General features: G+C 73.7%; 17 protein-coding genes. 6 read left to right on the forward strand and 11 right to left on the reverse strand.

Annotation, left to right across the window (positions count from 1 at the left end):
- Positions 1–6 precede the first annotated feature (6 nt).
- Complete coding sequence (locus WDV06_RS17535) at positions 7–1353, reverse strand: M16 family metallopeptidase (protein ID WP_395510690.1); 1347 nt, start codon at positions 1351–1353, stop codon at positions 7–9.
- A 208-nt stretch (positions 1354–1561) separates the two neighbouring features.
- Here WDV06_RS17535 and WDV06_RS17540 point away from each other — a divergent pair, with 208 nt between their 5' ends.
- Both WDV06_RS17540 and WDV06_RS17545 read left to right on the forward strand, forming a co-directional pair.
- Positions 1562–4018: a DNA gyrase/topoisomerase IV subunit A gene (locus WDV06_RS17540; protein ID WP_395510691.1), complete on the forward strand. Its 2457-nt coding sequence runs from the start codon at positions 1562–1564 to the stop codon at positions 4016–4018.
- A 99-nt stretch (positions 4019–4117) separates the two neighbouring features.
- A complete protein-coding gene (locus tag WDV06_RS17545; RefSeq protein WP_395510692.1) occupies positions 4118–6214 on the forward strand; it encodes a restriction endonuclease in 2097 nt (698 codons plus the stop codon).
- 82 nt (positions 6215–6296) lie between these two features.
- On the opposite strand, the gene WDV06_RS17550 is transcribed toward WDV06_RS17545, so the two are convergent.
- Both WDV06_RS17550 and WDV06_RS17555 read right to left on the reverse strand, forming a co-directional pair.
- Positions 6297–7403, reverse strand: a complete 1107-nt coding sequence (locus WDV06_RS17550; protein ID WP_395510693.1) for a CobW family GTP-binding protein — start codon at positions 7401–7403, stop codon at positions 6297–6299.
- A 14-nt stretch (positions 7404–7417) separates the two neighbouring features.
- Positions 7418–8569, reverse strand: a complete 1152-nt coding sequence (locus WDV06_RS17555) for a citrate synthase/methylcitrate synthase (RefSeq protein WP_395510694.1) — start codon at positions 8567–8569, stop codon at positions 7418–7420.
- A gap of 70 nt (positions 8570–8639) precedes the next feature.
- On the opposite strand from WDV06_RS17555, the gene WDV06_RS17560 reads away from it, so the two are divergent.
- Positions 8640–9908: a citrate synthase gene (locus WDV06_RS17560; RefSeq protein WP_395510695.1), complete on the forward strand. Its 1269-nt coding sequence runs from the start codon at positions 8640–8642 to the stop codon at positions 9906–9908.
- An 8-nt stretch (positions 9909–9916) separates the two neighbouring features.
- Here the strand turns inward: WDV06_RS17560 and WDV06_RS17565 are convergent, their stop codons facing one another.
- The 4 genes from WDV06_RS17565 to WDV06_RS17580 form a co-directional block, all read right to left on the reverse strand.
- Entirely contained in the window at positions 9917–12478 is a 2562-nt protein-coding gene (locus WDV06_RS17565; RefSeq protein ID WP_395510696.1) for an ABC transporter permease, read from the reverse strand.
- A gap of 187 nt (positions 12479–12665) precedes the next feature.
- A complete protein-coding gene (locus tag WDV06_RS17570) occupies positions 12666–13454 on the reverse strand; it encodes an ABC transporter ATP-binding protein (RefSeq protein ID WP_395510697.1) in 789 nt (262 codons plus the stop codon).
- Between the two features lie 148 nt (positions 13455–13602).
- Positions 13603–14277 (reverse strand): response regulator, encoded by a 675-nt coding sequence (locus WDV06_RS17575; protein WP_395510698.1) that lies wholly within the window; start codon positions 14275–14277, stop codon positions 13603–13605.
- Positions 14274–15938 carry a sensor histidine kinase gene (locus tag WDV06_RS17580; protein ID WP_395510699.1) on the reverse strand — a complete coding sequence of 555 codons (1665 nt, stop codon included), beginning with the start codon at positions 15936–15938 and terminating at the stop codon, positions 14274–14276. The genes WDV06_RS17575 and WDV06_RS17580 overlap by 4 nt, the downstream gene beginning before the upstream one ends.
- Positions 15939–16177: 239 nt before the next feature.
- Here WDV06_RS17580 and WDV06_RS17585 point away from each other — a divergent pair, with 239 nt between their 5' ends.
- Entirely contained in the window at positions 16178–17794 is a 1617-nt protein-coding gene (locus WDV06_RS17585) for a sensor histidine kinase (RefSeq protein ID WP_395510700.1), read from the forward strand.
- A 38-nt stretch (positions 17795–17832) separates the two neighbouring features.
- Entirely contained in the window at positions 17833–18489 is a 657-nt protein-coding gene (locus tag WDV06_RS17590; RefSeq protein WP_463668220.1) for a DUF7342 family protein, read from the forward strand.
- Between the two features lie 18 nt (positions 18490–18507).
- Here WDV06_RS17590 and WDV06_RS17595 read toward each other — a convergent pair whose 3' ends face one another.
- The 3 genes from WDV06_RS17595 to WDV06_RS17605 form a co-directional block, all read right to left on the reverse strand.
- Complete coding sequence (locus WDV06_RS17595) at positions 18508–20100, reverse strand: solute symporter family protein (protein ID WP_395510702.1); 1593 nt, start codon at positions 20098–20100, stop codon at positions 18508–18510.
- Positions 20097–20585: a DUF485 domain-containing protein gene (locus WDV06_RS17600; protein WP_395510703.1), complete on the reverse strand. Its 489-nt coding sequence runs from the start codon at positions 20583–20585 to the stop codon at positions 20097–20099. The genes WDV06_RS17595 and WDV06_RS17600 overlap by 4 nt, the downstream gene beginning before the upstream one ends.
- 139 nt (positions 20586–20724) lie before the next feature.
- Complete coding sequence (locus tag WDV06_RS17605) at positions 20725–22842, reverse strand: DNA gyrase/topoisomerase IV subunit B (protein ID WP_395510704.1); 2118 nt, start codon at positions 22840–22842, stop codon at positions 20725–20727.
- A 447-nt stretch (positions 22843–23289) separates the two neighbouring features.
- On the opposite strand from WDV06_RS17605, the gene WDV06_RS17610 reads away from it, so the two are divergent.
- Positions 23290–23526 carry a DUF7455 domain-containing protein gene (locus WDV06_RS17610; RefSeq protein WP_042813742.1) on the forward strand — a complete coding sequence of 79 codons (237 nt, stop codon included), beginning with the start codon at positions 23290–23292 and terminating at the stop codon, positions 23524–23526.
- A gap of 235 nt (positions 23527–23761) precedes the next feature.
- On the opposite strand, the gene WDV06_RS17615 is transcribed toward WDV06_RS17610, so the two are convergent.
- Complete coding sequence (locus WDV06_RS17615) at positions 23762–24613, reverse strand: S1 family peptidase (protein ID WP_395510705.1); 852 nt, start codon at positions 24611–24613, stop codon at positions 23762–23764.
- Positions 24614–24772 lie beyond the last annotated feature (159 nt).

Genomic DNA, 24772 nt, shown 5'->3' on the forward strand with positions numbered 1-24772 from the left:
TGTCGCTCACTGCTCCGCCCCCTCGTTCTCGTCGCTCTCGTCGTTCTCTTCGGAACCGGCCAGCGGCTCGTAGACCAGGACCGCGCGGTTGTCGGGCCGCAGCCGGGCGGCGGCCACGGCCTGCACCTCCTCGGCGGTGACGTCCAGGACGCGCTGGACGGCGGTCAGCGCCAGCTGCGGGTCGCCGAACAGCACCGCGAAGCGGCACAGTTCGTCGGCGCGGCCGGCGACGGTGCCCAGCCGGTCCAGCCATTCGCGCTCCAGCTGCGCCTGCGCGCGCTCCATCTCGTCGGCCGTGGGGCCCTCGGCGGCGAACCGGGCGAGCTCCTCGTCGACGGCCGCCTCGATGGCGGGCACCTCGACACCGCTGGAGGTCTTGACGTCCAGCCAGCCCAGGGAGGGGGCGCCGGCCAGGCGCAGCAGGCCGAAGCCGGCGGCGACGGCGCTCTGGTCGCGGCGGACCAGGCGGTTGTGCAGGCGGGAGGACTCGCCGCCGCCGAGGATCGTCAGCGCCACGTCGGCGGCGTCGCACTCGCGGGTGCCGTCGTGCGGCAGGCGGTACGCGGCCATCAGAGCGCGGGCCGGGACCTCCTCGACGATCTCCTCGCGGAGCTGCCCGCCCATGATCTCGGGGAGGGTGCCGTCGCGGGGCGGCTGCTTGCCGTCGTGCGCCGGGATGCTGCCGAAGTACTTCTCGATCCAGGCGAGGGTGCGCTCGGGGTCGATGTCGCCCACGACCGACAGGACGGCGTTGTTGGGCGCGTAGTACGTGCGGAAGAAGTTCCGGGCGTCCTCCAGGGAGGCGGCGTCCAGGTCGGCCATGGAGCCGATCGGGGTGTGGTGGTACGGGTGGCCGTCGGGGTAGGCCAGGGCGGTCAGCCGCTCGAAGGCCGTGCCGTACGGCACGTTGTCGTAGCGCTGGCGGCGCTCGTTCTTGACCACGTCGCGCTGGTTCTCCATGGACTCCTCGTCCAGGGCGGCCAGCAGCGAGCCCATGCGGTCCGCCTCCAGCCACAGGGCGAGCTCCAGCTGGTGGGCCGGCATCGTCTCGAAGTAGTTGGTGCGCTCGAAGCTGGTGGTGCCGTTCAGCGAGCCGCCGGCACCCTGGACGAGCTCGAAGTGCCCGTTGCCCTTCACGCTCGCCGATCCCTGGAACATCAGGTGCTCGAAGAGGTGAGCCAGACCGGTCCGCCCCTTGACTTCGTGGCGGGAGCCGACGTCGTACCAGAGGCAGACGGCGGCGACCGGGGTGAGGTGGTCCTCGGACAGCACCACGCGCAGGCCGTTGGCCAGCCGGTGCTCGGTCGCTGTCAGGCCGCCGGAGCCGGCCTGAGCTGTGGCCGTGTGACCCATGGGCATGTGGTCCCTTCGATCGCGATGCGGAGATTCACTGTCGACCTGCCACTGTATGCAAGCGCGCAGGTGCGCGGAGAAGTTCCCGACCCCCGCACATGGGTCGGGGTGGGGCGTTGTCGGTGCCTCGGGCCACAATGGTCCGCGTCGACCCCGTCGCACACCCCAGCACGTACACCCCCCGATCTTGGTTAGGAGCGCCGCAGCGATGGCCCGCCGCAGCACGAAGACCCCGCCGCCGGAGGATTTCGAGGAGAAGATCCTCGACATCGACGTCGTCGACGAAATGCAGGGCTCCTTCCTTGAGTACGCGTACTCAGTGATCTACTCCCGGGCCCTGCCGGACGCCCGGGACGGCATGAAGCCGGTGCACCGGCGCATCGTCTACCAGATGAACGAGATGGGCCTGCGCCCCGACCGGGGGTACGTGAAGTGCGCCCGCGTCGTCGGCGAGGTGATGGGCAAGCTGCACCCGCACGGCGACCAGTCGATCTACGACGCCCTCGTGCGCATGGCGCAGCCCTTCTCGATGCGGCTGCCCCTGGTCGACGGCCACGGCAACTTCGGTTCGCTCGGCAACGACGACCCGCCGGCCGCGATGCGCTACACCGAGTGCAAGATGGCCGACGCCACGTCGCTGATGACGGAGTCGATCGACGAGGACACGGTCGACTTCGCCGCCAACTACGACGGCCAGGAGCGCGAGCCGGTCACCCTGCCCGCCGCCTACCCGAACCTGCTGGTCAACGGCACGTCCGGGATCGCGGTCGGCATGGCCACCAACATGCCCCCGCACAACCTGGGCGAGGTCATCGCGGCCGCCCGCCACCTGATCCGCTACCCGGACGCGGACCTGGAGGCGCTGATGCGCTTCGTGCCGGGTCCCGACCTGCCCACCGGCGGCCGGATCGTGGGCCTGTCCGGCATCAAGGACGCCTACGAGAACGGCCGCGGCACCTTCCGGATCCGCGCGACGGTCTCCGTGGAGGACGTGACGGCCCGCCGCAAGGGCCTGGTCGTCACCGAGCTGCCCTTCACGGTCGGCCCCGAGAAGGTCATCGCGAAGATCAAGGACCTGGTCGGCTCGAAGAAGCTCCAGGGCATCGCCGACGTCAAGGACCTCACCGACCGGGCGCACGGCCTGCGCCTGGTCGTCGAGATCAAGAACGGCTTCCACCCGGAGGCCGTGCTGGAGCAGCTGTACAAGCTGACGCCGATGGAGGAGTCCTTCGGCATCAACAACGTCGCGCTGGTCGACGGGCAGCCGCTGACGCTGGGCCTCAAGGAGCTCCTGGAGGTCTACCTCGACCACCGCTTCGAGGTCGTGCGCCGGCGCAGCGAGTTCCGCCGCGGCAAGCGGCGCGACCGGCTGCACCTGGTCGAGGGCCTGCTGGTGGCCCTGCTCGACATCGACGAGGTCATCCGCCTGATCCGCGACAGCGACAACTCCGCGCAGGCCAAGGAGCGCCTGATGGAGGTCTTCTCGCTGAGCGAGGTCCAGACCCAGTACATCCTGGACACCCCGCTGCGCCGGCTGACCCGCTTCGACCGGATCGAGCTGGAGTCCGAGCGCGACCGGCTGACCGCGGAGATCGAGGAGCTGACCCGGATCCTCGACTCGGACGCGGAGCTGCGCAAGCTCGTCTCCTCGGAACTGGCCGCGGTCGCCAAGAAGTTCGGCACCCCGCGCCGTACCGTGCTGCTGGAGTCCGCGGGCACGGCCGTGGCGGCCGTACCGCTGGAGGTCGCGGACGACCCCTGCCGCGTCCTGCTGTCCTCCACGGGCCTGCTGGCCCGTACCGCGAACGGCGACCCGCTGCCGGTGGACGAGGGCGCGGCCCGCGCCAAGCACGACCTGATCGTCTCGCAGGTGGCGGCGACCGCCCGGGCCGACGTGGGCGTGGTGACCTCGTACGGCCGGCTGCTGCGGCTCCCGGTGATCGACCTGCCACAGCTGCCCGACACGCACGCGGCGCCGAGCCTGGCGGGCGGGGCGCCCCTCGCGGAGTTCGTCTCCGGGCTGGAGGCCGACGAGACGGTGGTCTGCCTGACCTCGCTGGACGAGTCCTCCCAGGGCCTGGCCCTGGGCACCGAGCAGGGCGTGGTCAAGCGGGTCGTGCCGGACTACCCGGCGAACAAGGACGAGCTGGAGGTCATCACCCTCAAGGAGGGCGACCGGATCGTCGGCGCGGTCGAACTGCGCACGGGCGAGGAGGACCTGGTCTTCATCACCGACGACGCCCAGCTGCTGCGCTACCCGGCGGCCCAGGTGCGCCCCCAGGGCCGCCCGGCGGGCGGCATGGCGGGCATCAAGCTCTCCGAGAACGCCAAGGTGATCCACTTCTCGGCGGTGGACCCCGCCCGGGACGCCCTGGTGTTCACGGTGGCGGGCGCGCAGGGCACCCTCGACGGCTCGCCGGCCTCGGGCAAGCTGACCCCGTTCGACCAGTACCCGCGCAAGGGCCGGGCCACCGGCGGGGTGCGCTGCCAGCGGTTCCTGAAGGGCGAGGACACGCTGGTGCTGGCCTGGGCCGGCAACGCCCCGGCCCGCGCGGCCACCGCGAACGGCACCCCGGCGGCCCTCCCGGCCCCGGACCCGCGCCGCGACGGCTCGGGCACCGCCCTCCCGGCGGCGGTCGCGGTACTGGCGGGGTCCGCGCTGTAGGACGCCTGCGGCATTCGGGTGGTGCGACCGGGGGACGTACCACCCGAATGCCGACTAGTGTTTTCCCGTTGTTGCTTGTGGTGGGGCGGGGGGACGCTGATGAGCCGTCAGTCGAGCGGGATGATCGGGGACTGGGCCGAGGCTCAACGCAGGCAGCAGCGGACGCAGCTGATCCAGCAGCGTGAGGCGGAGCGCCGCCGCAGGGCGTGGGACCGCGAAGTGGCCCGGGGCGAGCGTGAACAGCAGGCCGCCTACCGGCTGCGTCGGGAGGCCGAGGCCCGGCAGCGCACGGAGGCCATCGAAGCCGAGGTCGAGGCACTGCAGAACCTCCTTGTCAGAGGCTGCCGGGCCGCGACGTTCCGGATGTCCTCGCTCGTGCGGAGCGAGGAACTCGAACCCTTCCGTCCCGGCTCTCTGGCAGACCCCGTGGCGATGCCCCGGATCGAGCAGTTCCAGCAGCAGAGCAGCAGCATGGCAGCGGGTTCCTATCGGCGGGCCCAGGCGGAGCACGAGGAGCACGCCCAGTACACCCGGGCCTGCCAGAAGGCGCGGGCCGCCGAGACGCGGCGCCTGCAGCAGCTCGCCGAGCAGCGGCAGCAGTACGACCGGTGGGCGGCGGAACAGCTCGCCGCGATACGCGCCCACAACCAGGGGCTGGGCGAACTCACCGAGCGGCTGCGCGCGGGTGAGGCCGAGGCCGTGGTGGAGTACTTCTCCGCCGCCCTCTACGCGTCCGCAGCATGGCCGCAGGAGCTGCCGAGGCAGGTCACCGCGGCCTACGACCAGGCGGCGCGGCATCTTGTGCTCGACTGGGAGCTGCCCCGCTACGAAGTGGTCCCGGAGACCAAGTCGGTGCGGTACCTGCCGGGAACCGACCAGGACAGGGAGTCGCCGCGTCCCGCCGCGCAGCGCCGGGCGCTGTACCGCGACCTGCTGGCCCAGTGCCTTCTGCTGGTGGTACGCGAGCTCTACGCGGCGGACGAGTTCGAGGCGCTCGACCTGGTGGTCGTCAACGGCTTCGTGGACGACCACGATCCGGCGACGGGCCGTGAGGCGCGGATCGTGCTCGCCACGGTCGCGGCGGCGCGGTCCGCGTTCGGGGAGCTGCGGCTGGAACAGGTCAGCGCGGTGGATTGCCTCGTCTCCGGGCTGGGCGGCCAGCTGTCCGCCCGCCCCGACCAACTGGCGGCGGTACGGGCCGGGCGTCGGCCCGACGAGGTCGGCGGGGGCGTCGTCAGCCACGGAGGGCACGAGCCCGACGCCGACGAGCCGGACCTCTTCGCGATGGACCCGATCGACTTCGAGAACCTGGTCGCGGAGCTGTTCCGGGCGATGGGCATGGAGGCGGTGACCACCCAGCGCTCGGGTGACGGCGGTGTGGACGTCGAGGCGCTGGACCCGGCGCCGATCCGGGGCGGGCGGATCGTGGTGCAGGTCAAGCGCTACCGCAACACCGTGCCCCCGACGGCGGTCCGGGACCTGTACGGCACCGTCCAGGACAAGGGGGCGAACAAGGGGGTGCTGGTCACCACCGCGTCCTTCGGACCGGGGTCGTACACCTTTGCCAACGGCAAGCCGCTGGAGTTGGTTCCCGGAGCCGATCTGGTCGGGCTTCTGCACCAGTACGGTCTGCGCGGCCGGCTCGGCGGCGGCAGCGGCGTGGCGGCCCCGGAGACTCCCGCTCCGCGGACACCGCAGCCCGCGGAGCCGGCGGATCACAATGTGCTCGGCATGTCCTGGTCGGGCTCCGTCTCGCTGGACGTGTGCGCGCTCGTGTGCGCGGGCGGCCGGGTCCTCAGCGAGGAACACTTCGTGTTCTACAACAACCCCCGCACGCCCGACGGTTCGGTGCGCACCCGCGCGCACGCGGCACCCGACAAGGCCGCGGTCGAGGTGTCGTTCGACGCGTTGCCCGAGCACGCCGACCGGCTGGTCCTCGTGGCCGCGATCGACCCGGAGGCGGACCCGCACGCCGACCTCGCCGGGTTCACTGAGGCGTTCATCCGCCTGCTGTCCGCCGACGGGGAGGAACTCGGCCGACTGGAGGTGTCCGACGGCCGCCCCGGCGAGACGGCCCTGGTACTCGGCTCGTTCCGGCGCCGCTCCAACGGCGACTGGGACTTCGTCATCGGCGGCAAGGGCTACCGCGGCGGCCTGGAGGACCTGCTGCGCGAGTACGGCGTGGAGGTCGCCTAGGCGGTGGAGCCGCCGGCGGCGGGCATGGGCCAGGAGCGGCCCGTGGCCTGCGGGGCGACCGCCGTCGTCGGGGCGCGGACGGCTACCCGCGCGCTCCGCCCGGCGGGTCCTCGGGGGCGTCCTCGGCCGGGGCCTCCTCCACCGGTCGGGGTGCGTAGCGCAGCACTCCCCACATGCTCTCCGGGCCGGCCCGCCCGGGGTCGGCCTCCCGGCAGTCCTCCAGGGCGCCCAGCAGGCCCGGGCCGTCGATGCCCTTGCCGATCAGGACGAGCTGCGTACGGCGCGGCTCGCCCCGGCCCCAGGGGCCGGGGTCGAACCGCAGGAAGCGGCCGACCGCGTGGACCTCGTACCGCTCCTGGTGGCCCGGGACCCCGAACCACACGAAGCCCTTGATCCGGTAGAGGCCGGCGGGCCGGCGGTCGAGGAAGTCGATGAAGCGGCGTGGGGAGAGTGCCTGGTCGGTGGCGAAGGAGACGCTCTCGTACGTCGCGTGCGCGTGCGCGGCGTGGTGGTCGCCGTCCTCGTGCTCCCCGGCCTCGGCCAGCAGGTCCTCGAAGGAGAGCTGGCCGCGGGTCTCGGTCCAGGGGCGGCGGTCGAAGAGGAGTTCCGGGTCGATCCGTCCGTGGTCGGCGCCGACGAGCGGGGTGCCCGGGGCGGCGAGCGCGGCGAGTTCGGCCTCGATGCGGGCGCGTTCGGCGGCGTCGACGCGGTCGGTCTTGTTGAGCACGACCAGGTCGGCGACGGCCAGGTGGCGGTCCGTCTCGGGGTGCGCGGCCCGGGTGGCGTCGAACTCGGCGGCGTCCACGACCTGGACCAGGCCGCCGTAGCGGACGGCCGGGTTCTCGTTGGCCACGAGCATCCGGACCATTTCCTGGGGCTCGGCGAGCCCGCTGGCCTCGATGACGATGACGTCGATCCGGTGGACGGGCGCGGCGAGCTTCTCCAGGTACGCGTCCAGTTCGCTGCCGTCGACGGCGCAGCACAGGCAGCCGCCGCCGAGCGAGACCATGGAGTCGCCGACCTGGCCCGCCACCGCCATGGCGTCGATCTCGATCGAGCCGAAGTCGTTGACGACGACCCCGATCCGGGTGCCCCCGCGATGGGTGAGGAGGTGGTTGAGGAGCGTGGTCTTCCCGGAGCCGAGGAATCCGGAGAGGACGACGACGGGGATGGGCTGGACGCTGTTCACCCGGACGATCGTAGTCAGCCCAGCGCGGGCACCGGCTGGGGCGGGGTGGGACCGGTGTAGCGGGCGGCCGGCCGGATGATCTTCGAGTCGGCGGCCTGCTCCAGGACGTTCGCGCTCCACCCCACCACCCGGGCCGCGCAGAAGGTCGGGGTGAACATCTCGCGCGGCAGGCCGCACAGCTCCATGACCACCCCCGCGTAGAACTCCACGTTGGTGTGCAGTTCCCGGCCCGGCTTGAGCTCGGCGAGGATCTCCTCCACCTGCCGTTCGACCTCCACGGCGAATGCGACGAGCGGCCCGCCGAACTGCCGGGCGATGTCGCGCAGCATCCGCGAGCGGGGGTCCTCGGTGCGGTAGACGGGGTGCCCGAAGCCCATGATCCGGTCTCCGGCGAGGACGCGCTCCCGGATCCAGGGGCCGATGCGGTCGGTGGTGCCGATGGCGTCGAGGGTGTCCAGGGCGCGGCTGGGCGCTCCGCCGTGGAGGGGGCCGGAGAGGGCTCCGATCGCCCCGGTGAGGCAGGCGGCGACGTCGGCGCCGGTGGAGGCGATGACGCGGGCGGTGAAGGTGGACGCGTTGAAGCCGTGGTCGACGGTGGAGATCAGGTACCGCTCGACGGCGCGGGCCTTGACGGGGTCGGGCTCCTCGCCGGTGAGCATCCACAGGTAGTTGGCGGCGTACGGGAGGTCGTCGCGCGGGTCGACCGGCTCCAGGCCCTGGCCGAGCCGGTGCAGGGCGGTGAGCAGGGTCGGTACGGCGGCGCAGGCGGCGAGGGCGTCGGCGGCCCGGCGGGCGGGGTCGAGGTCGTAGACGGGCCGGAAGCCGGCGGAGGCGCCGAGGAGCGAGAGCGCCGTGCGGAGTCCGGCGAGCGGGCCGGACAGGGCGGTGGCCCGGGCGAGCGCGGGCAGGGCGTCCCGTACCTCGGCGGGCAGGTGGCGCAGCGGGGCGATCTCGGCGGCGAACGCGGCCCGCTGGGCGGCGTCGGCCGGGAGGGAGCCGCGGAACATCAGGTGCCAGACGTCCTCGAAGGTGCGGGACGCGGCCAGTTCCACGGCCGAGTACTGGCGGTAGTGGTAGAAGCCTTCGCGGCCGCGGACGTCACCGAGCTGCGTCTCGGTGACCACGACTCCCGCGAGACCGCGGGGTACTTCGACGGTGGTGTTCATGGATCGACCATCCACCCTTGATCGGATCGATGTCAACATTGATCGAATCAACATATGTATGCTCAGGGTCATGAACGACCGCGCGTCCGATCCCCCCGCCGAGACCTCCGCGGAGGCCCTGCCCCGCCGGATCACCACGCAGGAGGCCGCCCGGCTCCTCGGGGTGAAGCCGGCGACCGTGTACGCGTACGTCAGCCGGGGCCAGCTCGACAGCCGCCGCGACCCGGTGGGACGCGGGAGCACCTTCGACGCCGCCGAGGTGGAGGCCCTGGCCCGGCGCAGCCGGCGCGAGGCGGCCGGCCCGGCCACAGGAGAGCCGGCCGTGCGCACGGCGCTCACCCTCATCGAGCCGGGGTCGGACCGGTACTGGTTCCGCGGCGTGGACGCGGTCGAGCTGGCCTCCCGGTACGCCTTCGAGGAGGTCGCGGAGTGGCTCTGGACGGGGACCCCGGCGCACGGGGCCCGGTTCGCCGCTCCCGCGGAGCCGCTCGCCGCCGCCCGGCGGGCGGTGGCCGCGATGCCGGAGCACAGCGGGCCGCTGGACCTGCTGCGGGTGGCGGTCGCGGCCGCCGCGGTCGCGGACCCACTGCGCTTCGACCTGTCGGAGGAGGCCGTACTGGGCTCCGCGCGCTGCCTGATCCCGACGCTGGTCGGGGCCCTGCCCGAGGCGGCTCCCGCACGGGCCGGGGACGGGCGGCTCGCCTGGCGGCTGTGGTCCCGGCTGACCGCGCAGGAACCGGACCCGGCGGCCCTGGACGTGCTGGACCTGACCCTGGGCCTGCTGGTCGACCACGACCTGGCCGCCTCCACCCTGGCCGTCCGGGTCGCGGCCTCCGCGCGGGCCCACCCGTACGCGGTGGTCTCGGCGGGGCTCGGCGCCCTCGAAGGCCCCCTGCACGGGGCGGCGGGGCGGCTCGCGCACCGGATGCTGGCGGAGGTGCCGGAGCGGGGCGGCGCCGCGCCCGTGGTGGCCGAGTACCTGCGCGCGGGCCGCCGGGTGCCGGGGTTCGGCCACCGCCTCTACCGGGGCGAGGACCCCCGGGCGCGGGCGCTGTTCGGGCGGCTGGAGGAACTGCCCCGGGCGTCCGCCGCCCTCGGCGCGGCCCGGGAGGTGGCGGCGGTGATGGCCCGTCACGGGCTGCACCCCAACGTGGACCTGGCCCTGGCGGTGCTGACGGTCTCCTGCGGGATGACCGCCGAGGCCGGGGAGACGGTGTTCGCGGTGGCCCGTACGGCGGGCTGGATCGCGCACGCCCTGGAGGAGTACCAGGAGCGGCCGCTGCGGATGCGCCCGAGCGGCCACTACACGGGCCCGCGGCCGCCCCGCCCGCTCCCCTGACCGGTGGTTCAGCCTCCGGACACCGCGCGCAGGGGCCCGAGCGCCGCCGCCCGGCGGGCCGGGAGCGCGGCCGCCGCGGCGCCGGCCGCGAGCGAGAGGACGACGACCAGGGCGAGGGTCCCCCACGGCGGGGAGAACGCGTACCGGGGAATGGCCCCGTTGGCCAGTCCGCTGACCCTCCACGCCCCGAACAGGCCGCCGGCCAGGCCCAGCAGGGTCCCGAAGGCGGCGATGGCGAGCGCTTCGAGCCCGATCATGCGGCGGATCCCGCCGCGGTCCATGCCGAGGGCGCGCAGGACGCCGATCTCCCGGGTGCGTTCGGCGACCGACATGGCGAGCGTGTTGACCATGCCGAGGGCGGAGATGACCACGCCGACGGCGAGCAGCCCGAAGATCATGGTCATCAGGTCGCCGGCCACCCCGGCTTGCTCCTGGACGAGCTGGCTCCGGTTCTGCACCTTCAGCAGCGGGCTGTCGTCGACGGCTTCGCGCAGCCGCTTCTCCAGGTCCGCCGCGCCCGGGCCGGTACGGACGAGGACGCGCTGGACGGAGTCGCGCAGGAAGCCGTGCCGCTGGACCTCGCCCCGGTCGGCGAGGACGTCCTGCGCGGTGGGGTTGTCCTCGTAGATCCCGACGACGGTGAAGGTGCGGTCTCCCTCGCCCTGGCCGGGGCCGAGGCTCCCCTCGATCCGCCCGCCGGTGACGAGCCGGTTCTCACGGGCGAAGCTGCGGGAGACGGCGATCCGGCCCGGCCCGATGCCGTCGGCCGAACCGCTGGTGAAGCGCAGCTTCATCACGGCGCCGACGGTCTTCGGGTCGACGCCGGAGACCTGCCGGGCGAGGGCCCCGGCCGAGAAGGTGGAGTCCGCCACGGCCGAGGCGGTCGAGACCCCCGGCAGGGCGGCGATCCGCCGGACCGCGGCCGCGTCGACGGCCGTGGTGGTGCTCCGGGTGCCGATGACGTAGTCGGCGCTCAGCCCGGCGGCGGCCTGGGAGTCCAGGGCGCGGCTGGAGGAGTGCTCGATGACCGCGAGTCCGCAGACCAGCCCGGTACTGATCATCAGGGCGACGGCGGTGGCCGCCGTACGGCGCGGGTCGCGCAGGGCGTTGTCCCGCGCGAGGTCGCCCACCACCCCGAACCGGCCGGTGAGACGGCCCAGGAGGCGGATCACCGGGCCCGCCAGCAGCGGGGCCAGCAGGATCAGCCCGGTGACGAGGATGCCGCAGCCGAACATCGCGGTCCGCAGGTTCGCGTCCGAGGCGTCGCGGGCGTCGTCCAGGGAGACCAGCAGCCCGGCGCCGACGAGGAGTACGACGGCGCCGGCCGCGCCCCGGACCCGGGACAGGGTCGCGGAGGGCGGCTGCTCGGCGGTGCGCATCGCCTCGACGGGTGCGATCCGGGCCGCCCGGCGGGAGGGCAGCCAGGCGGCCAGGACCGTGACGCCGACACCGACGGCCAGGGAGGCGAGCACCGGGGCGGGGCCGACCACGAGGGGGCCCCGGGGCAGCAGGCCGTCAGAGCCGCCGAGGAGGCCGGGCAGGACGGTGGCGACGCCGAGCCCGAGGACGAATCCGAGCACCGAGGCGGCGAACCCGACCAGGGCCGCCTCGGCGAGCACGGAGACGACCACCTGTCGGCGGGTGGCGCCGATCGCGCGCAGCAGCGCGATCTCGCGGGAGCGCCGGGTGACCAGCATGGTGAAGGTGTTGATGATGAGGAACGAGCCGATGAAAAGGGAGACCACGGCGAAAATCAGGGGCAGCCGGGAGTAGCTGCTGGTCTTGGTGTCGATGAAGACCGCCTGCCGCGCGGCGAGCGCGGCCGTGGTGGTGGCCTCGGCCCGGTCGGCCGGCAGCAGCGCGCCGACGCGGCGGGCGAGGTCGCCCGGGTCGGTGCCGGGCGTCGCGGCGAGGTCGATGCCGGTGTAGCGGCCCGGTGAGGCGAACAGCCCCTGGGCGGTGGCCTTGTCGAGTACGGCGAGGGTGCCGCCGGCGGTCACCCGGGGGTCGGTGGTCGAGACGATGCCGACGAGCCGCATCCGCAGGACGGGACCGTCGGTGGCCAGTCTGACGGTGTCGCCGAGGGAGTACCCGCCGGCTTCGGCGGTGCCCCGGTCGAGGGCCACTTCGCCGGAGGTGCGCGGGGCCCGGCCGGCGGTCAGCGGGTAGCGGCCGTCCTTGCCGTCGGGGCCGGGGACGTAGGCGGCGGCCGGCTTCCCCATGGTGTTGCCGGCGCGCAGGGGGGTGCCGTCCTTGGCGGCCAGGGTGGCCGTGCCGTCGGCGGACGGGCGGACCGCGGCGACACCGGGGACGGCGGCCAGCCGGGCCACGAGCGCGTCGTCGAGGACGGATTCGCGCTGGTCGGCGGGGGCCCCGAGCGGGTACTCGGGGTCCACGGTGACGGCGGTGCCGGCGTGGTTCCGCGCCATGGAGGCACGGTAGGCGGCGGTGGTGGAGTCGGCGAAGACCAGTGAGCCGGAGATGAACGCGACTCCGAGGCAGACCGCGAGGACGGTCATGGCCAGACGGGCCTTGTGCGCGAGGACGTTGCGCAGGGCTGTTCGCAGCATGGCGGGCTTTCAGGAGGGGTGGCGGGGCGGAGGGGAACCGGCGCCGGGACGGGCCTGACGGCGCGGCGGACGGACACGGGCGCGACCGTGCGGACGGCGCGGCACGGCACGGCACGGCACGGCGGACCGGATCGGCCGGCCGCAGCAGGGATGGCCGGACGGCGCGGCGGACCGGAACGGGGGCCGGTCAGGAGGTGCGGCCGCGGGCCTCGAACGCGAGCATCCGGTCGAGCACGGCGCCGGAGGTCGGCTCGTGCAGTTCGTCCACCAGGCGTCCGTCGGCGAGGAACACGACCCGGTCGGCGTGGGCCGCGGCCACCGGGTCGTGGGTGACCATCACCACGGTCTGCCCCAGCTCCCGCACCGAGTCGCGCAGGAAGCCGAGGACCTCCGCGCCGGAGCGGGAGTCCAGGTTGCCGGTCGGCTCGTCGGCGAACACGATCTCCGGCCGGGACGCCAGGGCGCGGGCCACCGCCACGCGCTGCTGCTGGCCGCCGGAGAGCTCGGCGGGCCGGTGCGCGAGCCGGCCGGAGAGCCCGACGGTGGCGACGACGGCGTCCAGCCAGGCCGCGTCGGGCCGGCGGCCCGCCAGCCGCAGCGGCAGGGTGATGTTCTCCAGCGCCGTGAGAGTGGGCATCAGGTTGAAGCCCTGGAAGACGAAGCCGACCTTCTCCCGCCGCAGCCGCGTCAGCTGCCGGTCGTTCAGCGAGGACAGTTCCACCCCGCCGATCCGGGCCGATCCCGACGTCACCGGGTCCAGGCCGGCCATGCAGTGCATCAGCGTGGATTTGCCCGACCCGGAGGGGCCCATGACGGCGGTGAAGCGGCCGCGGGCGAAGTCCACGGACACCGCGTCGAGCGCCGTGACCCGGGTCTCGCCCTTTCCGTACGTCTTGGTCAGGCCGCAGGCGCGGGCGGCCGGTTCCTGGAGGGCCGCGCCGGAAGGGGAGGCCGAAGGGGGGAAGGTCTGTGACATGCGTTCATCGTCATGGCGCTGACCTGCACAGACATCGCTCTGGAGGCGGGAGTTCGGCTCTGCCGAAGGACCGGTGCGTGGCGCCCGTCCTCTGCCGGAGGGGGGAGGAGAGGGCGGCTCCGCTCTGTCCTTCGGCGGGGCGCGGCGTTCAGGGGGCCAGGCCGGTCCGGTGGGCCAGCAGCGCCGCCTGGACCCGGCTCGTCGAGCCGGTCTTGTCGAGGATGGCGCCCACGTGGGTCTTCACGGTGCCGGTCCCGATGCCCAGCCGGGCGCCGATGTCCTGGTTCGACAGCCCCTCGCCGAGCATTGCCAGGACCTCCCGCTCCCGGCCGGTCAGCCGGGCGATCCGGTCGTCGGCGGCCGCGTCGGCGGCGCGCGGCTCGGCGGCGGTCAGCATCCGGGAGATCACGGCCCCGGTCACCCCCGGGGAGAGCACGGCGTCCCCGGCGGCGGCCGCCCGCACCGCGCTGATCAGCTCCTGCGGGCCCTCGTCCTTCAGCAGGAACCCGGACGCGCCCTCGCGCAGCGCCCGCACCACGTTGTCGTCGTCGCCGAAGGTGGTCAGCATCATCACGCGCGGCGGCGGGTCGAGGGCGAGCAGCGGGGCGATCGCGGCCAGCCCGTCGCAGACCGGCATCCGGATGTCCAGCAGGACGACGTCCGGGTGGTGGGCGGCGGCCAGTGCGACGGCCTGCCGCCCGTCGGAGGCCTCGGCGACGACGTCGATGCCGTCGGCGTGCCGCAGGATCAGGCGCACTCCGGCGCGGATCATCGCCTCGTCGTCCGCGAGGAGCACTCGGATCGGGTGGGCGGGATCGGTCACGGGATCTCCCAGGGTGTGGCGTCCCGGACCGACGGGACGGTGAATCGGTCGATGGCGATCAGGCGCTGCCCGGCGTCGAAGCAGTAGCGGGCGATGGTCAGGGAACCGGGGCGGGACGCGGTGGCCCCGTTGAACGGGTACACGCAGCCGGCCGTGCCGGGTGGGCGCGGCGGTTCCCGGTCGGCGGCCGCGGCCCGGACCGCCGCGTTGTCGGTGACTCCCGTTCCCGTCACGTCGCCGTAGCTCATGCCGACCCGGGGCAGCGGTCGCGGTCCGGCGTCGCGATGCGGGGCGCTCGCGTAGACGAAGAGCGTGCCGAGGGCCATCAGCACGCTCAGTGCCACCATCCCGAGGGCGAGCGTCAGCGTCTGCGCGGTGCCGCGCTCGGCGGGTGGGGGTCCGGAAGGCCCCGCGGCGGCCCCGGCGGCGGTGCCGGGGGCCTCCCGCCGTCGGGGCGCGAGGGCGTCGCCGGGTTCCGCGGGCAGGACCGCCTCGACCCGGAAGCCGCCGGACGGCTGCGGGGCGGCGGCGAGGGTCCCGCCCAGCAGCTCGACCCGCTCCCGCAGGCCGGTGAGCCCCCGGCCGGTGCCCAGGCTCCCGGCGGGGACGGGCGGCCCGGGCGGGGCGCCGTTGCGGACGGTGACCCGTACCGCCTCCTCGCCGTGGGCCACGGTGACGGTGACGTGCGCCGCGCTCGCGTACCGGTGCACGTTGGTCAGGGCCTCCCGCACCACCCGGTGCACCGCCCGCCGCACCCCCGCCGGGCGGCCGTCCAGGTCCGGGCCCGTCCAGGCGAGGCGCACGGCGACCCCGCCGTCCCGGGACTCCGCCACCAGCGCCTCGATGTCGGCGCGGGTGCCGGTGGCGTCGGTGAGGGCCTCCGGACCGGTGTCCCGGCCCAGCGGCCCGAGCACCCCGAGGGCCTGGCGCAGCTCGCGCAGGGCGTCCCGGGTCGTGCGCCGGACCAGGACCGCCTCCTCGCGCAGTTCGGGGTCGGCGTGCTTCAGGGCCAGCTCCAGCCCTCCGGCGTGCAGGGAGATCAGACTGAGCCGGTGACCCACCAGGTCGTGCATCTCGGCGGCGATCCGGGACCGCTCCTGGGTGCGGGCCTCGCTGTCGGCGAGCCGGCGGGCCCGCTCGGCCGCGTCCCCGCGCTCGCGCAGCGCCCGCACCAGCCGCCGCTGCTGCCCGTACGAGGTGCCGACCAGCCCCGGGACCAGGACGGCGACCGGTGTCAGGACCAGCCCGAGCGCCGGCCCGTACGGCAGCGGCCCGGGCCCGAGCCAGGGCGCGAACACCGTCGCGCACACCACCAGCAGGGCGGCCGCCGCCGCCAGCAGCCGGGCCCGCCGCCGCGCCCCGACCGTCCTCCGGGCCACCGTGTACGCGGTCGCCGCAGTGACCGGGCCGACACAGCCGGCCACACCGGTCAGCGCCGCGAGGGCGAGGAGGACGGCGGCCGGGAAGCGGCGGCGCAACGGGAAGAGGGCCCCGGCGACGGCCAGCGCGGGCAGCTGGACCCAGGGGTGCGGAAGCACGTCGGCGTAGCCGACCACCACCCACACGCCCAGCCCCGCGAGCAGGACCCCGGCCGTCTCCGCGACCGCGCGCACGGGACCCCGGAACGGACGACGGAAACGGAACGGCCCGGTGCTCACCACGCTGACCAGTATCGATTCCGGAACCGGCGGGGGCATGCGCCTCACGGCCGATCCGCCCCTCTGCCGAAAGGCAGAGGCTCGCCCCGGTACCGCCGCCCGCCCCCCGCCCCGCGCGCCCTGCACGGCCTCCGGGGCCGGGCGGCGACCGGCCCGGAACCCGCTCACCGTCCGTGACCCTCGGGACCGGTCTGCGCGACGGACATTCCGCTTCCGCTCCCGCCGACCTACGGTTACTCGTCATGCGGTCCCTCCCCCTGCGCACGCGGCGCCTCGGCCTGCCCCGACGCGCCGTCTCGCAGATCCTGCTCACCCAGCTGGCCATCGCCGCCGGGGTCCTCGTCCTGGCCACGGGACTGTTCCTGGCACCCCTGAGCCACCAGCTGGACGACCAGGCGATGCGGCGCGCGCTGGCCATCGCACAGAGCGCGGCGGCGGACCCCTCCCTGGCCGCCGACCTCCTGCGGTCGGGGCCCACCGCCGACAGCCCCGTGCAGGCCGCGGCCGAGCGGATCCGCAGCGCGACGGGCGCCGAGTACGTCGTCGTCCTCGACCTGAAGGGGATCCGCCGCTCCCACCCCAGCCCCGACCGCATCGGCCTGCCCGTCTCCACCGACCCGAGCGACGCGCTCGCCGGCCACGAGGTGATGGAGATCGACCGGGGCACCCTGGGCCGCTCCGCCCGCGGCAAGGTCCCGCTCGTCGCCGCCGACGGGCAGATCGTGGGAGCCGTCTCCGTCGGCATCGCCTACGACAGCGTGCGCGACCGGCTCGTCGGCGCCATTCCCGGCCTGCTCGCCTACTCCGGCGGCGCCCTGGCCGCCGGGGCGCTCGCCGCCTACCTCCTCTCCCGCCGGATCCAGCGGCAGACCCGGGACCTGGCCTTCTCCGACATCGCCGGCCTCCTCGCGGAACGCGAGGCGATGCTGCACTCCATCCGCGAGGGCGTGATCGCCCTCGACGCCGACGACCGGGTACGCCTCGTCAACGACGAGGCCGCCCGCCTGCTGGGCCTCGACCAGGACCACCCGGGCACCCTGGCCGGCCGGCCGCTGGACGAGGTCCTCGGCGCGGGCCGCACCAGCGACGTCCTGGCCGGCCGCGTCACCGGCCGGGACCTGCTGACCGTCCAGGGCCCCCGCGTCCTGGTCGCCAACCGCATGCCCACCGCCGACGGCGGAGCCGTCGCCACCCTGCGCGACCGCACCGAACTGGAGCACCTGAGCCGCGAGCTCGACTCCACCAAGGGCCTGATAGACGCCCTGCGCGCCCAGGACCACGAGCACGCCAACCGCCTCCACACCCTGCTCGGCCTCCTCGAACTGGGCCTGCACGAGGAAGCCGCCGCGTTCGTGACCGAAGTGGTGGGAGTCCACCGCACGACGGCCGAGCAGGTCACCGAGAAGGTCCACGACCCCCTGCTGGCGGCGCTGCTGGTGGGCAAGGCCACCGTCGCGGCGGAACGCGGCGTCCCGCTGCGCCTCGCCCCGGACTCCCTCCTCCCCGACCGCCTGGTGGACCCCGGCGGCCTCGTCACGATCGTCGGAAACCTCGTCGACAACGCCCTGGACGCCGCGGCCGGCTCCGCCGCGCCCCTGGTCGAGGTCGACATCCGCGCGGAAGGGCGCACCGCCGTCCTGCGCGTCCGCGACAGCGGCCCCGGGATCCCGGCCGGGCGCCGCGAGGAGATCTTCACCGAGGGCTGGTCGACCAAGCAGCCGGCGGGCCACCGCGAGCGCGGGCTGGGCCTGGCCCTCGTACGCCGCCTCGCGGAGCGGCAGGGCGGCAGCGCCCGGGCCGGTGCAGCAGAGGACGGAGGGGCGGAGTTCTCCGTCGTACTTCCGGAGGCCCTGCGGTGAGCGGATCCCCCATCCACGTATTGGTCGTCGACGACGACATGCGTGTTGCCCGTATCAACGCGGCGTACGTGGCGAAGGTTCCCGGGTTCGAGGTGTCGGGCCGGGCCCATTCGGCTGCCGAAGCCCTGGAGTTCCTCGCCGGGAACCCGGTGGACCTGGTCCTGCTCGACCACTACCTCCCCGACGGGACCGGCCTGGACCTGGTACGCCGTCTGCGCCAGCTGGGCCGGCACACCGACGTGATCATGGTCACGGCCGCCCGGGACCTGGCCACCGTCCAGGCGGCCATGCGCCTCGGCGCCCTCCAGTACCTGGTCAAACCGTTCACCTTCGCCGGCCTGCGCGCCAAACTGGAGGCGTACGCGGCGCTGCGCCGCTCCCTGTCCGGCGGCGGCGAGGCCGAACAGGCCGAGGTGGACCGCATCTTCGGGGCCCTCGCCACGGCCGGCACCCCCAACGAGCTCCCCAAGGGGCACTCCCCCACCACCGCCGAACTGGTCCGCCGGGTGCTGCGCACGGCCGAAGGCCCCCTGTCCACCCAGCAGATCGCCGACCGGGCCGGCATCAGCCGCCAGACCGCCCAGCGTTACCTGAAGCTCCTGGACCGCGCCGGCCGCGTCTCCCTGGCCCTGCGCTACGGCGAGACCGGCCGTCCGGAACACCGCTACAGCTGGCTCCCGTCGGCCGGCGCCTGACCCGCCGCCCCACGGCACTCACACGGCGCCGGCCCCCGTGAGGGAACGGACCTCCGTCTGGGCGTACTTGCGCTCGTCCGGCTCCTCGGCGGAGGTGACCGTGCCCAGCCAGCCCGCCAGGAAGCCGAGCGGGATCGAGACGATGCCCGGGTTCTGCAGCGGGAAGTACTGGAAGTCCAGCCCGGGGAAGAGGGATCCGGGACTCCCGGAGACGACGGGCGACAAGGCGACCAGCAGCAGCGCCGGCACCAGCCCCCCGTACACCGACCACACGGCCCCCCGGGTGGTGAACCCCCGCCAGAACAGCGAGTACAGCAGCACCGGCAGATTGGCCGAGGCCGCCACCGCGAAGGCCAGCCCCACCAGGAAGGCCACGTTCAGGTCCTGGGCGAGCAGCCCGAGGGCGATCGCCACCGCACCGATCCCCACGGCCGCCACCCGGGCCACGGCCACCTCGCTGCGCTGCCGGGCCCGCCGCCGCCTGAGGGAGGCGTACAGGTCGTGCGCGACCGAAGCCGACGAGGCCAGGGTGATCCCGGCGACCACGGCGAGGATCGTCGCGAAGGCGATGGCGGCCACGAGCGCGAACAGCACGGCCCCGCCGGTGGAGTCGGCGCCCCCTCCGAGGATGCCCGCCAGCAGGGGCACGGCCGTGTTCCCGGAGGCGCTGGAGGCGCGCACCGCGTCGGGGCCGACCAGCGCGGCCGCCCCGAAGCCGAGCACGATCGTCATCAGGTAGAAGCCCCCGATGAGCCCGATCGCCCACACCGCCGACCGGCGGGCGGCCCGCGCGGTCGGCACCGTGTAGAACCGCGACAGGATGTGGGGCAGCCCCGCCGTTCCCAGCACCAGGGCCAGGCCCAGGCTCATGAAGTCGAGCCGCGCCGTCCAGCCCCCGCCGTACTTGAGGCCGGGGCTCAGGAACCGGGCCCCGTGCCCGCTGCGCTCCGCGGCGGCGGCCAGCAGCCGGTCGAGGTCGCCGTGGAAGCGCAGCAGGACCAGCACGGTGAGGGTGATCGCCCCGCCGATCAGCAGGACGGCCTTGACGATCTGGATCCAGGTGGTGGCCCGCATCCCGCCGAAGGCCACGTAGACCACCATCAGCGCGCCGACCCCGACGACGGTCAGGGTCCGGGCCGCCGGCCCCGTGTCCGACAGGAGCAGTCCCACGAGGCTGCCCGCGCCCACCATCTGTGCGACGAGGTAGAGCACCGAGACCACCACCGAGGAGCTCCCAGCGGCGATCCGTACGGGGCGCTCGCTCATCCGGGCGACGACCACGTCGGCGAGGGTGAAGCGCCCGCAGTTCCGCACCAGCTCGGCGACCAGGAACAACACCATCAGCCAGGCGACGAGGAAGCCGATCAGGTACAGCAGGCCGTCGTAGCCGAAGAGGGAGATCAGCCCGGATACCCCGAGGAAGGAGGCGGCGGACATGTAGTCGCCGGCGATGGCGAAACCGTTCTCCATCGGGGAGAACAGTCTGCCGCCCGCGTAGAACTCCTCGGTCGAGCCGTGCCTCCTGCGGCTGACCCAGGTGGTGATGCCCAGGGTGACCGCGATGAAGAGGCTGAAGAGGATCAGCGCGAGCGTCTGGTGTTCGGAGGTCACCGGCCCTCCCCCGGGGTCGTGCGGGTGGGCTCCTGGCCGCGTTCCCGTTCGAAGACGGTCCAGCGCAGGTCGAGCGCGGCGCTGTCCCGGCGCAGCCGCGCGTGCCGGGAGTAGGCCCAGGTCAGCAGGAACGTGCTGAGGAACTGGCCGAGGCCGGCCAGCAGGGCCACGTTGAGCGAGCCCGCCACGGGACGGGCCATCAGCCCGGGCGCGGCGGTCGCGGCGACCACGTAGGCGACGTACCAGAGGAGGAAGCCGGCGGTCGCGGGGACGACGAACCTACGGTACCGGCCGCGGACCTCCTGGAAGGCGGCGCTGCGCTGCACTTCCAGGTAGATGTCGGACGCTCCGGGGGCGCCGCGGTCCGCCGGGTGCCGACGCGGCGGATGGGGCTCCGCGCCCTCGCCCCAGCCCACGGCCAGGGCGTCGTACCAGGGGTCGTCCAACCGGATCGTTCCGGCTTCACGACCTTCGCGCTTGTCCACCGAACTCTCCTTGTCCGCTGCCGCCTTGGCGGCGTGCTCACAAGGATGTGCCGAATGGTCGCTTTCCGGACTGGTGTCCTGGCGCTCTTCACCCCATCAGGTGAGGGGGTGAAGAGCGCCGGGACCGCGGGTGGCGCGCTCAGGCGTCGATGCGCGAGCGGTCCAGGGTCGCGGCCGAGCTGGTGATGAACTCCTTGCGCGGGGCGACCTCGTTGCCCATGAGGAGGTCGAAGACCTGCTCGGCGGCCTCCAGGTCGCCGATGTTGATCCGCCGCAGGGTGCGGTGGCGGGGGTCCATCGTGGTCTCCGCGAGCTGGTCCGCGTCCATCTCGCCGAGGCCCTTGTAGCGCTGGATGGCGTCCTTGAAGCGGATGTTCTTGCGCTGGAACTCCAGCAGCGTCTGGCGCAGCTCGTTGTCCGAGTACGTGTAGACGTACTTGTCCTGGCCCTTCTTGGGCTGGACCAGCTCGATCCGGTGCAGCGGCGGGACGGCCGCGAAGACCCGGCCCGCCTCGACCATCGGCCGCATGTACCGCTGGAAGAGGGTCAGCAGCAGGGTGCGGATGTGGGAGCCGTCGACGTCGGCATCGGTCATCATGATGACCTTCCCGTACCGGGCGGCGTCGATGTCGAAGGTACGGCCGGAGCCGGCTCCTATGACCTGGATGATGGCGCCGCACTCGGCGTTCTTGAGCATGTCCGAAACAGACGACTTCTGGACGTTGAGGATCTTGCCGCGGATCGGCAGCAGCGCCTGGAACTCGGAGTTCCGGGCGAGCTTGGCCGTACCGAGGGCCGAGTCCCCCTCGACGATGAAGAGCTCGCTGCGGTCCACGTCGTCGCTGCGGCAGTCGGCCAGCTTGGCCGGCAGCGAGGAGGACTCCAGCGCGGTCTTGCGGCGCTGCGCCTCCTTGTGCTGTCGGGCGGCGATCCGCGTCCGGGCGGCCGCGACGATCTTCTCCATCACGGCCCGGGCCTGCTGCTTGTCGTCGCGCTTGGTGGAGGTCAGGAAGGCCTTGAGCTCCTTGGCGACGACGGCGGCCACGATCCGGGTGGCCGCGGAGGTGCCGAGCACCTCCTTGGTCTGCCCTTCGAACTGGGGCTCGGCCAGGCGGACGGTGACGACCGCCGTCAGGCCCTCCATCGCGTCGTCCTTGACGACGTCGTCCTCGGCGACGCGCAGCAGCTTGGCCGAGCGCAGCACCTCGTTGACCGTCTTGGTGACCGCCCGCTCGAATCCGGCCACGTGGGTGCCGCCCTTGGGGGTGGCGATGATGTTCACGAAGGACCTGAGGCTGGTCTCGTACCCCGTACCCCACCGCAGGGCGATGTCCACGCCAAGCTCGCGGGTGACCTCGGTGGGCGTCATGTGTCCGCGGTCGTCGAGGACCGGGACGGTCTCCTTGAAGGTGCCCGACCCGGTGAGGCGCAGCACGTCGCAGACGGCCTTGTCCTGGGCGAGGTAGTCGCAGAACTCGCTGATGCCGCCGTCGAAGCGGAACGTCTCCTCGGTCTTGCCGGCGCCGTCGATGGCCCGCTCGTCGCGGACGACGATGGTCAGGCCGGGCACGAGGAACGCGGTCTGGCGGGCGCGCTGGTAGAGGGTCTCCAGGGAGAGGCGGGCGTCCTTGAGGAAGATCTGGCGGTCGGCCCAGTAGCGGATGCGGGTGCCGGTCCTGCCCTTCGCCACCCGCTTGCCCTTGCGCAGGCCGCTGCCCGGCTCGAAGGCGGCGTCGGGGCCCTCTCCGGTGAACGCGCCGGGGACGCCGCGCCGGAAGCTGATGCTGTGGGTGGTGCCGCGGTCGACCTCGACGTCGAGGCGGGCCGACAGGGCGTTGACCACGGAGGCGCCGACGCCGTGGAGGCCGCCGGAGGCGGCGTACGAGCCGCCGCCGAACTTGCCGCCGGCGTGCAGCTTGGTCATGACGACCTCGACGCCGGACATGCCGGTCTTGGGCTCGACGTCGACGGGGATGCCGCGGCCGTTGTCCCGGACCTCGACCGAGGCGTCCTCGTGGAGGATGACCTCGATGTGGTCGCAGTAGCCGCCCAGGGCCTCGTCGACGGAATTGTCGATGATCTCCCAGAGGCAGTGCATGAGGCCTCGGCTGTCGGTGGAGCCGATATACATGCCGGGGCGCTTGCGGACGGCCTCAAGGCCTTCGAGGACGAGCAGGTGCCGCGCGGTGTAGTTGGAACCGTCCCGGTCTGCTCCGGACAGCAGCGCGCTGGAAGGCACGGACGTGTCGGCGGTCACGCAGTTCGCTCCTCGCTGAATTTCTTTGACGACCCGCTGGGGCGCAGGGGTGGCTCGGTTGCCCGTCGAAGGGTACCGAGGCCAGGTAGAGCCGGTACAACGCCACCCTCGCGCGTTCCACAGCCTAGTGCAGATCCGTACGGATGTTCGATCCCCCGGGAGGGTGAAGCAAACATCACGTTCCCTTCCACGCATGAACCATTTAGGGTTCGGGCACGTCCTCATCAACATCCGGCACTCACGCCGGGGAGGACGAGAACTGCTACAAGCGAACGACTGACAACGCGAAACCGTAAAGCAACGCAATACGGCTCCTTCGCCGCCAACCGGCAGCAGCCGGCCAGCTTCGGAAGGAAGTTTCGAGGAAAAGCCGCGAGCGGGAACGTTTTCGGCCTGGTTGGATGTTGACCCTGGTACGACAGCTCGTCGAGCTAGAGAAGAGGCGACGTGACTACTGTTCTGACACCCGCGACCCCGCTGACGGCCGCTGACCGATGCGACCGTTGCGGCGCCCAGGCATATCTGCGCGTCGTCCTCCTGAGCGGTGGTGAACTGCTCTTCTGCGCCCACCACGGGCGTAAGTTCGAGCCGGAACTCAAGAAGATCGCCGCGGAAATACAGGATGAGACCGAGCGGCTGACGTCCGCTCCGGCCGCCCACGCAGCCGACCACGAGGACCGCTGACACACGGCCTGCCCTCGCATCCGACGAGCCAGGACCGGCTAGGCCGGTCGACGGGCGGCGCCTCTGAGACCCAGAGGCGCCGCCCGTCCTCATGTCCGGCCCGGCCCCTTTCCGGCGCCGGGCCGGACCCTTTCCGGTGCGGCCCCGGCTCCGGGAAGGCCTCCTCCGGCTCCGGCAGCCCCGTGCCGGGCCGTACAGGCGCCCTGGAGCCCCTGCGGAGGCCTCCGCGACGTTCCTACTCCGCGTCCCGCCGCCGGCCCTCCAGGGGCCCGCTCACGAAGTCGATCAGCGGGGCGATGCGGGTGTAGACCCCCGGGCTGTCGGCGCGCCCGCAGCCGCGGCCCCACGAGACCAGGCCGATCAGCCGCCCCCGGGCCACCAGCGGGCCGCCGCTGTCGCCCTGGCAGGCGTCCTTCCCCCCGGAGCGGTCGCCCGCGCACACCATGGAGTCGGCCCGGTACTGACCGTCGGAGCCCGGGTAGGCCCGCCGGCAGACCTCGTCGTCCAGGACGGTGACCTGGGCCGCCCGCAGCCCGTACGCGTAGTCGCCGAACCCGCTCGTGTCACCCCAGCCGTACACCGCCGCCCCGGTGCCCGCCTCGTAGCCGGGGTGCCCCTCGCCGGCCATGGGCAGCACGTGGTCCGCGGGGACCGCCTCGGCCAGCTCCAGCACGGCGAGGTCCCCGGCGTTGGTCCCGGGGTCGTAGGCCGGGTTCACCCGGGCCGCGCGCACCGCGATCTCCCGCCCTTCGGGGGCGCGCAGCTCCGTACGGCCGGTGATCACCCGGAAGTCCGAGACGGAGTCGACCGGGCCGCCCAGCACCTGGCGGCCCAGGCAGTGGGCCGCGGTCACCACCGTGGTCGGGGCGACGAGGACTCCCCCGCAGAACTGCCCGTCGCGGATACCCCCGAACCGGTCACGGCTGGCGAGGGCCACGACCCACGGGCTGTCGGCCACCTTCACCGGCTTCCCGCCTATGACGACGCTGTCCGCCGCCGCCGTCGGCGCCTGGGCCAGCGGCGCCACGGCCGCTCCCGCCACCAGGGTCAGTGCGCCCGCCAGGGCACGGGCGAAGGGACGACTCATGGGGCCTCCTGACTCCGAGTGTGCATGACTCCACCCAGAGTGGGATGCCCGGTGGGCGCGCGCCCCCCCCCGGCCCCCCCCCCCCGCCCCCCGCCCCCCCGGCGGGCCGCCCCCCCCCCCCCCCGGTTGTCGCGGCGCCCCGCGGGGCGGCCCGCGGGG

It is taken from the genome of Streptomyces racemochromogenes, from assembly GCF_044129415.1.
Classification (GTDB): Bacteria; Actinomycetota; Actinomycetes; order Streptomycetales; family Streptomycetaceae; genus Streptomyces; species Streptomyces racemochromogenes_A.

Excerpts from the sequence above, each read along its gene's own strand:
- WDV06_RS17615 (WP_395510705.1), bottom strand. The coding sequence starts at position 24,613 with ATGAGTCGTCCCTTCGCCCGTGCCCTGGCGGGCGCACTGACCCTGGTG.
- WDV06_RS17570 (WP_395510697.1), bottom strand. The coding sequence starts at position 13,454 with ATGTCACAGACCTTCCCCCCTTCGGCCTCCCCTTCCGGCGCGGCCCTC.
- WDV06_RS17540 (WP_395510691.1), top strand. The coding sequence starts at position 1,562 with ATGGCCCGCCGCAGCACGAAGACCCCGCCGCCGGAGGATTTCGAGGAG.
- WDV06_RS17560 (WP_395510695.1), top strand. The coding sequence starts at position 8,640 with ATGAACGACCGCGCGTCCGATCCCCCCGCCGAGACCTCCGCGGAGGCC.
- WDV06_RS17555 (WP_395510694.1), bottom strand. The coding sequence starts at position 8,569 with ATGAACACCACCGTCGAAGTACCCCGCGGTCTCGCGGGAGTCGTGGTC.
- WDV06_RS17590 (WP_463668220.1), top strand. The coding sequence starts at position 17,833 with ATGCGTGTTGCCCGTATCAACGCGGCGTACGTGGCGAAGGTTCCCGGG.
- WDV06_RS17535 (WP_395510690.1), bottom strand. The coding sequence starts at position 1,353 with ATGGGTCACACGGCCACAGCTCAGGCCGGCTCCGGCGGCCTGACAGCG.
- WDV06_RS17565 (WP_395510696.1), bottom strand. The coding sequence starts at position 12,478 with ATGCTGCGAACAGCCCTGCGCAACGTCCTCGCGCACAAGGCCCGTCTG.
- WDV06_RS17545 (WP_395510692.1), top strand. The coding sequence starts at position 4,118 with ATGAGCCGTCAGTCGAGCGGGATGATCGGGGACTGGGCCGAGGCTCAA.
- WDV06_RS17585 (WP_395510700.1), top strand. The coding sequence starts at position 16,178 with ATGCGGTCCCTCCCCCTGCGCACGCGGCGCCTCGGCCTGCCCCGACGC.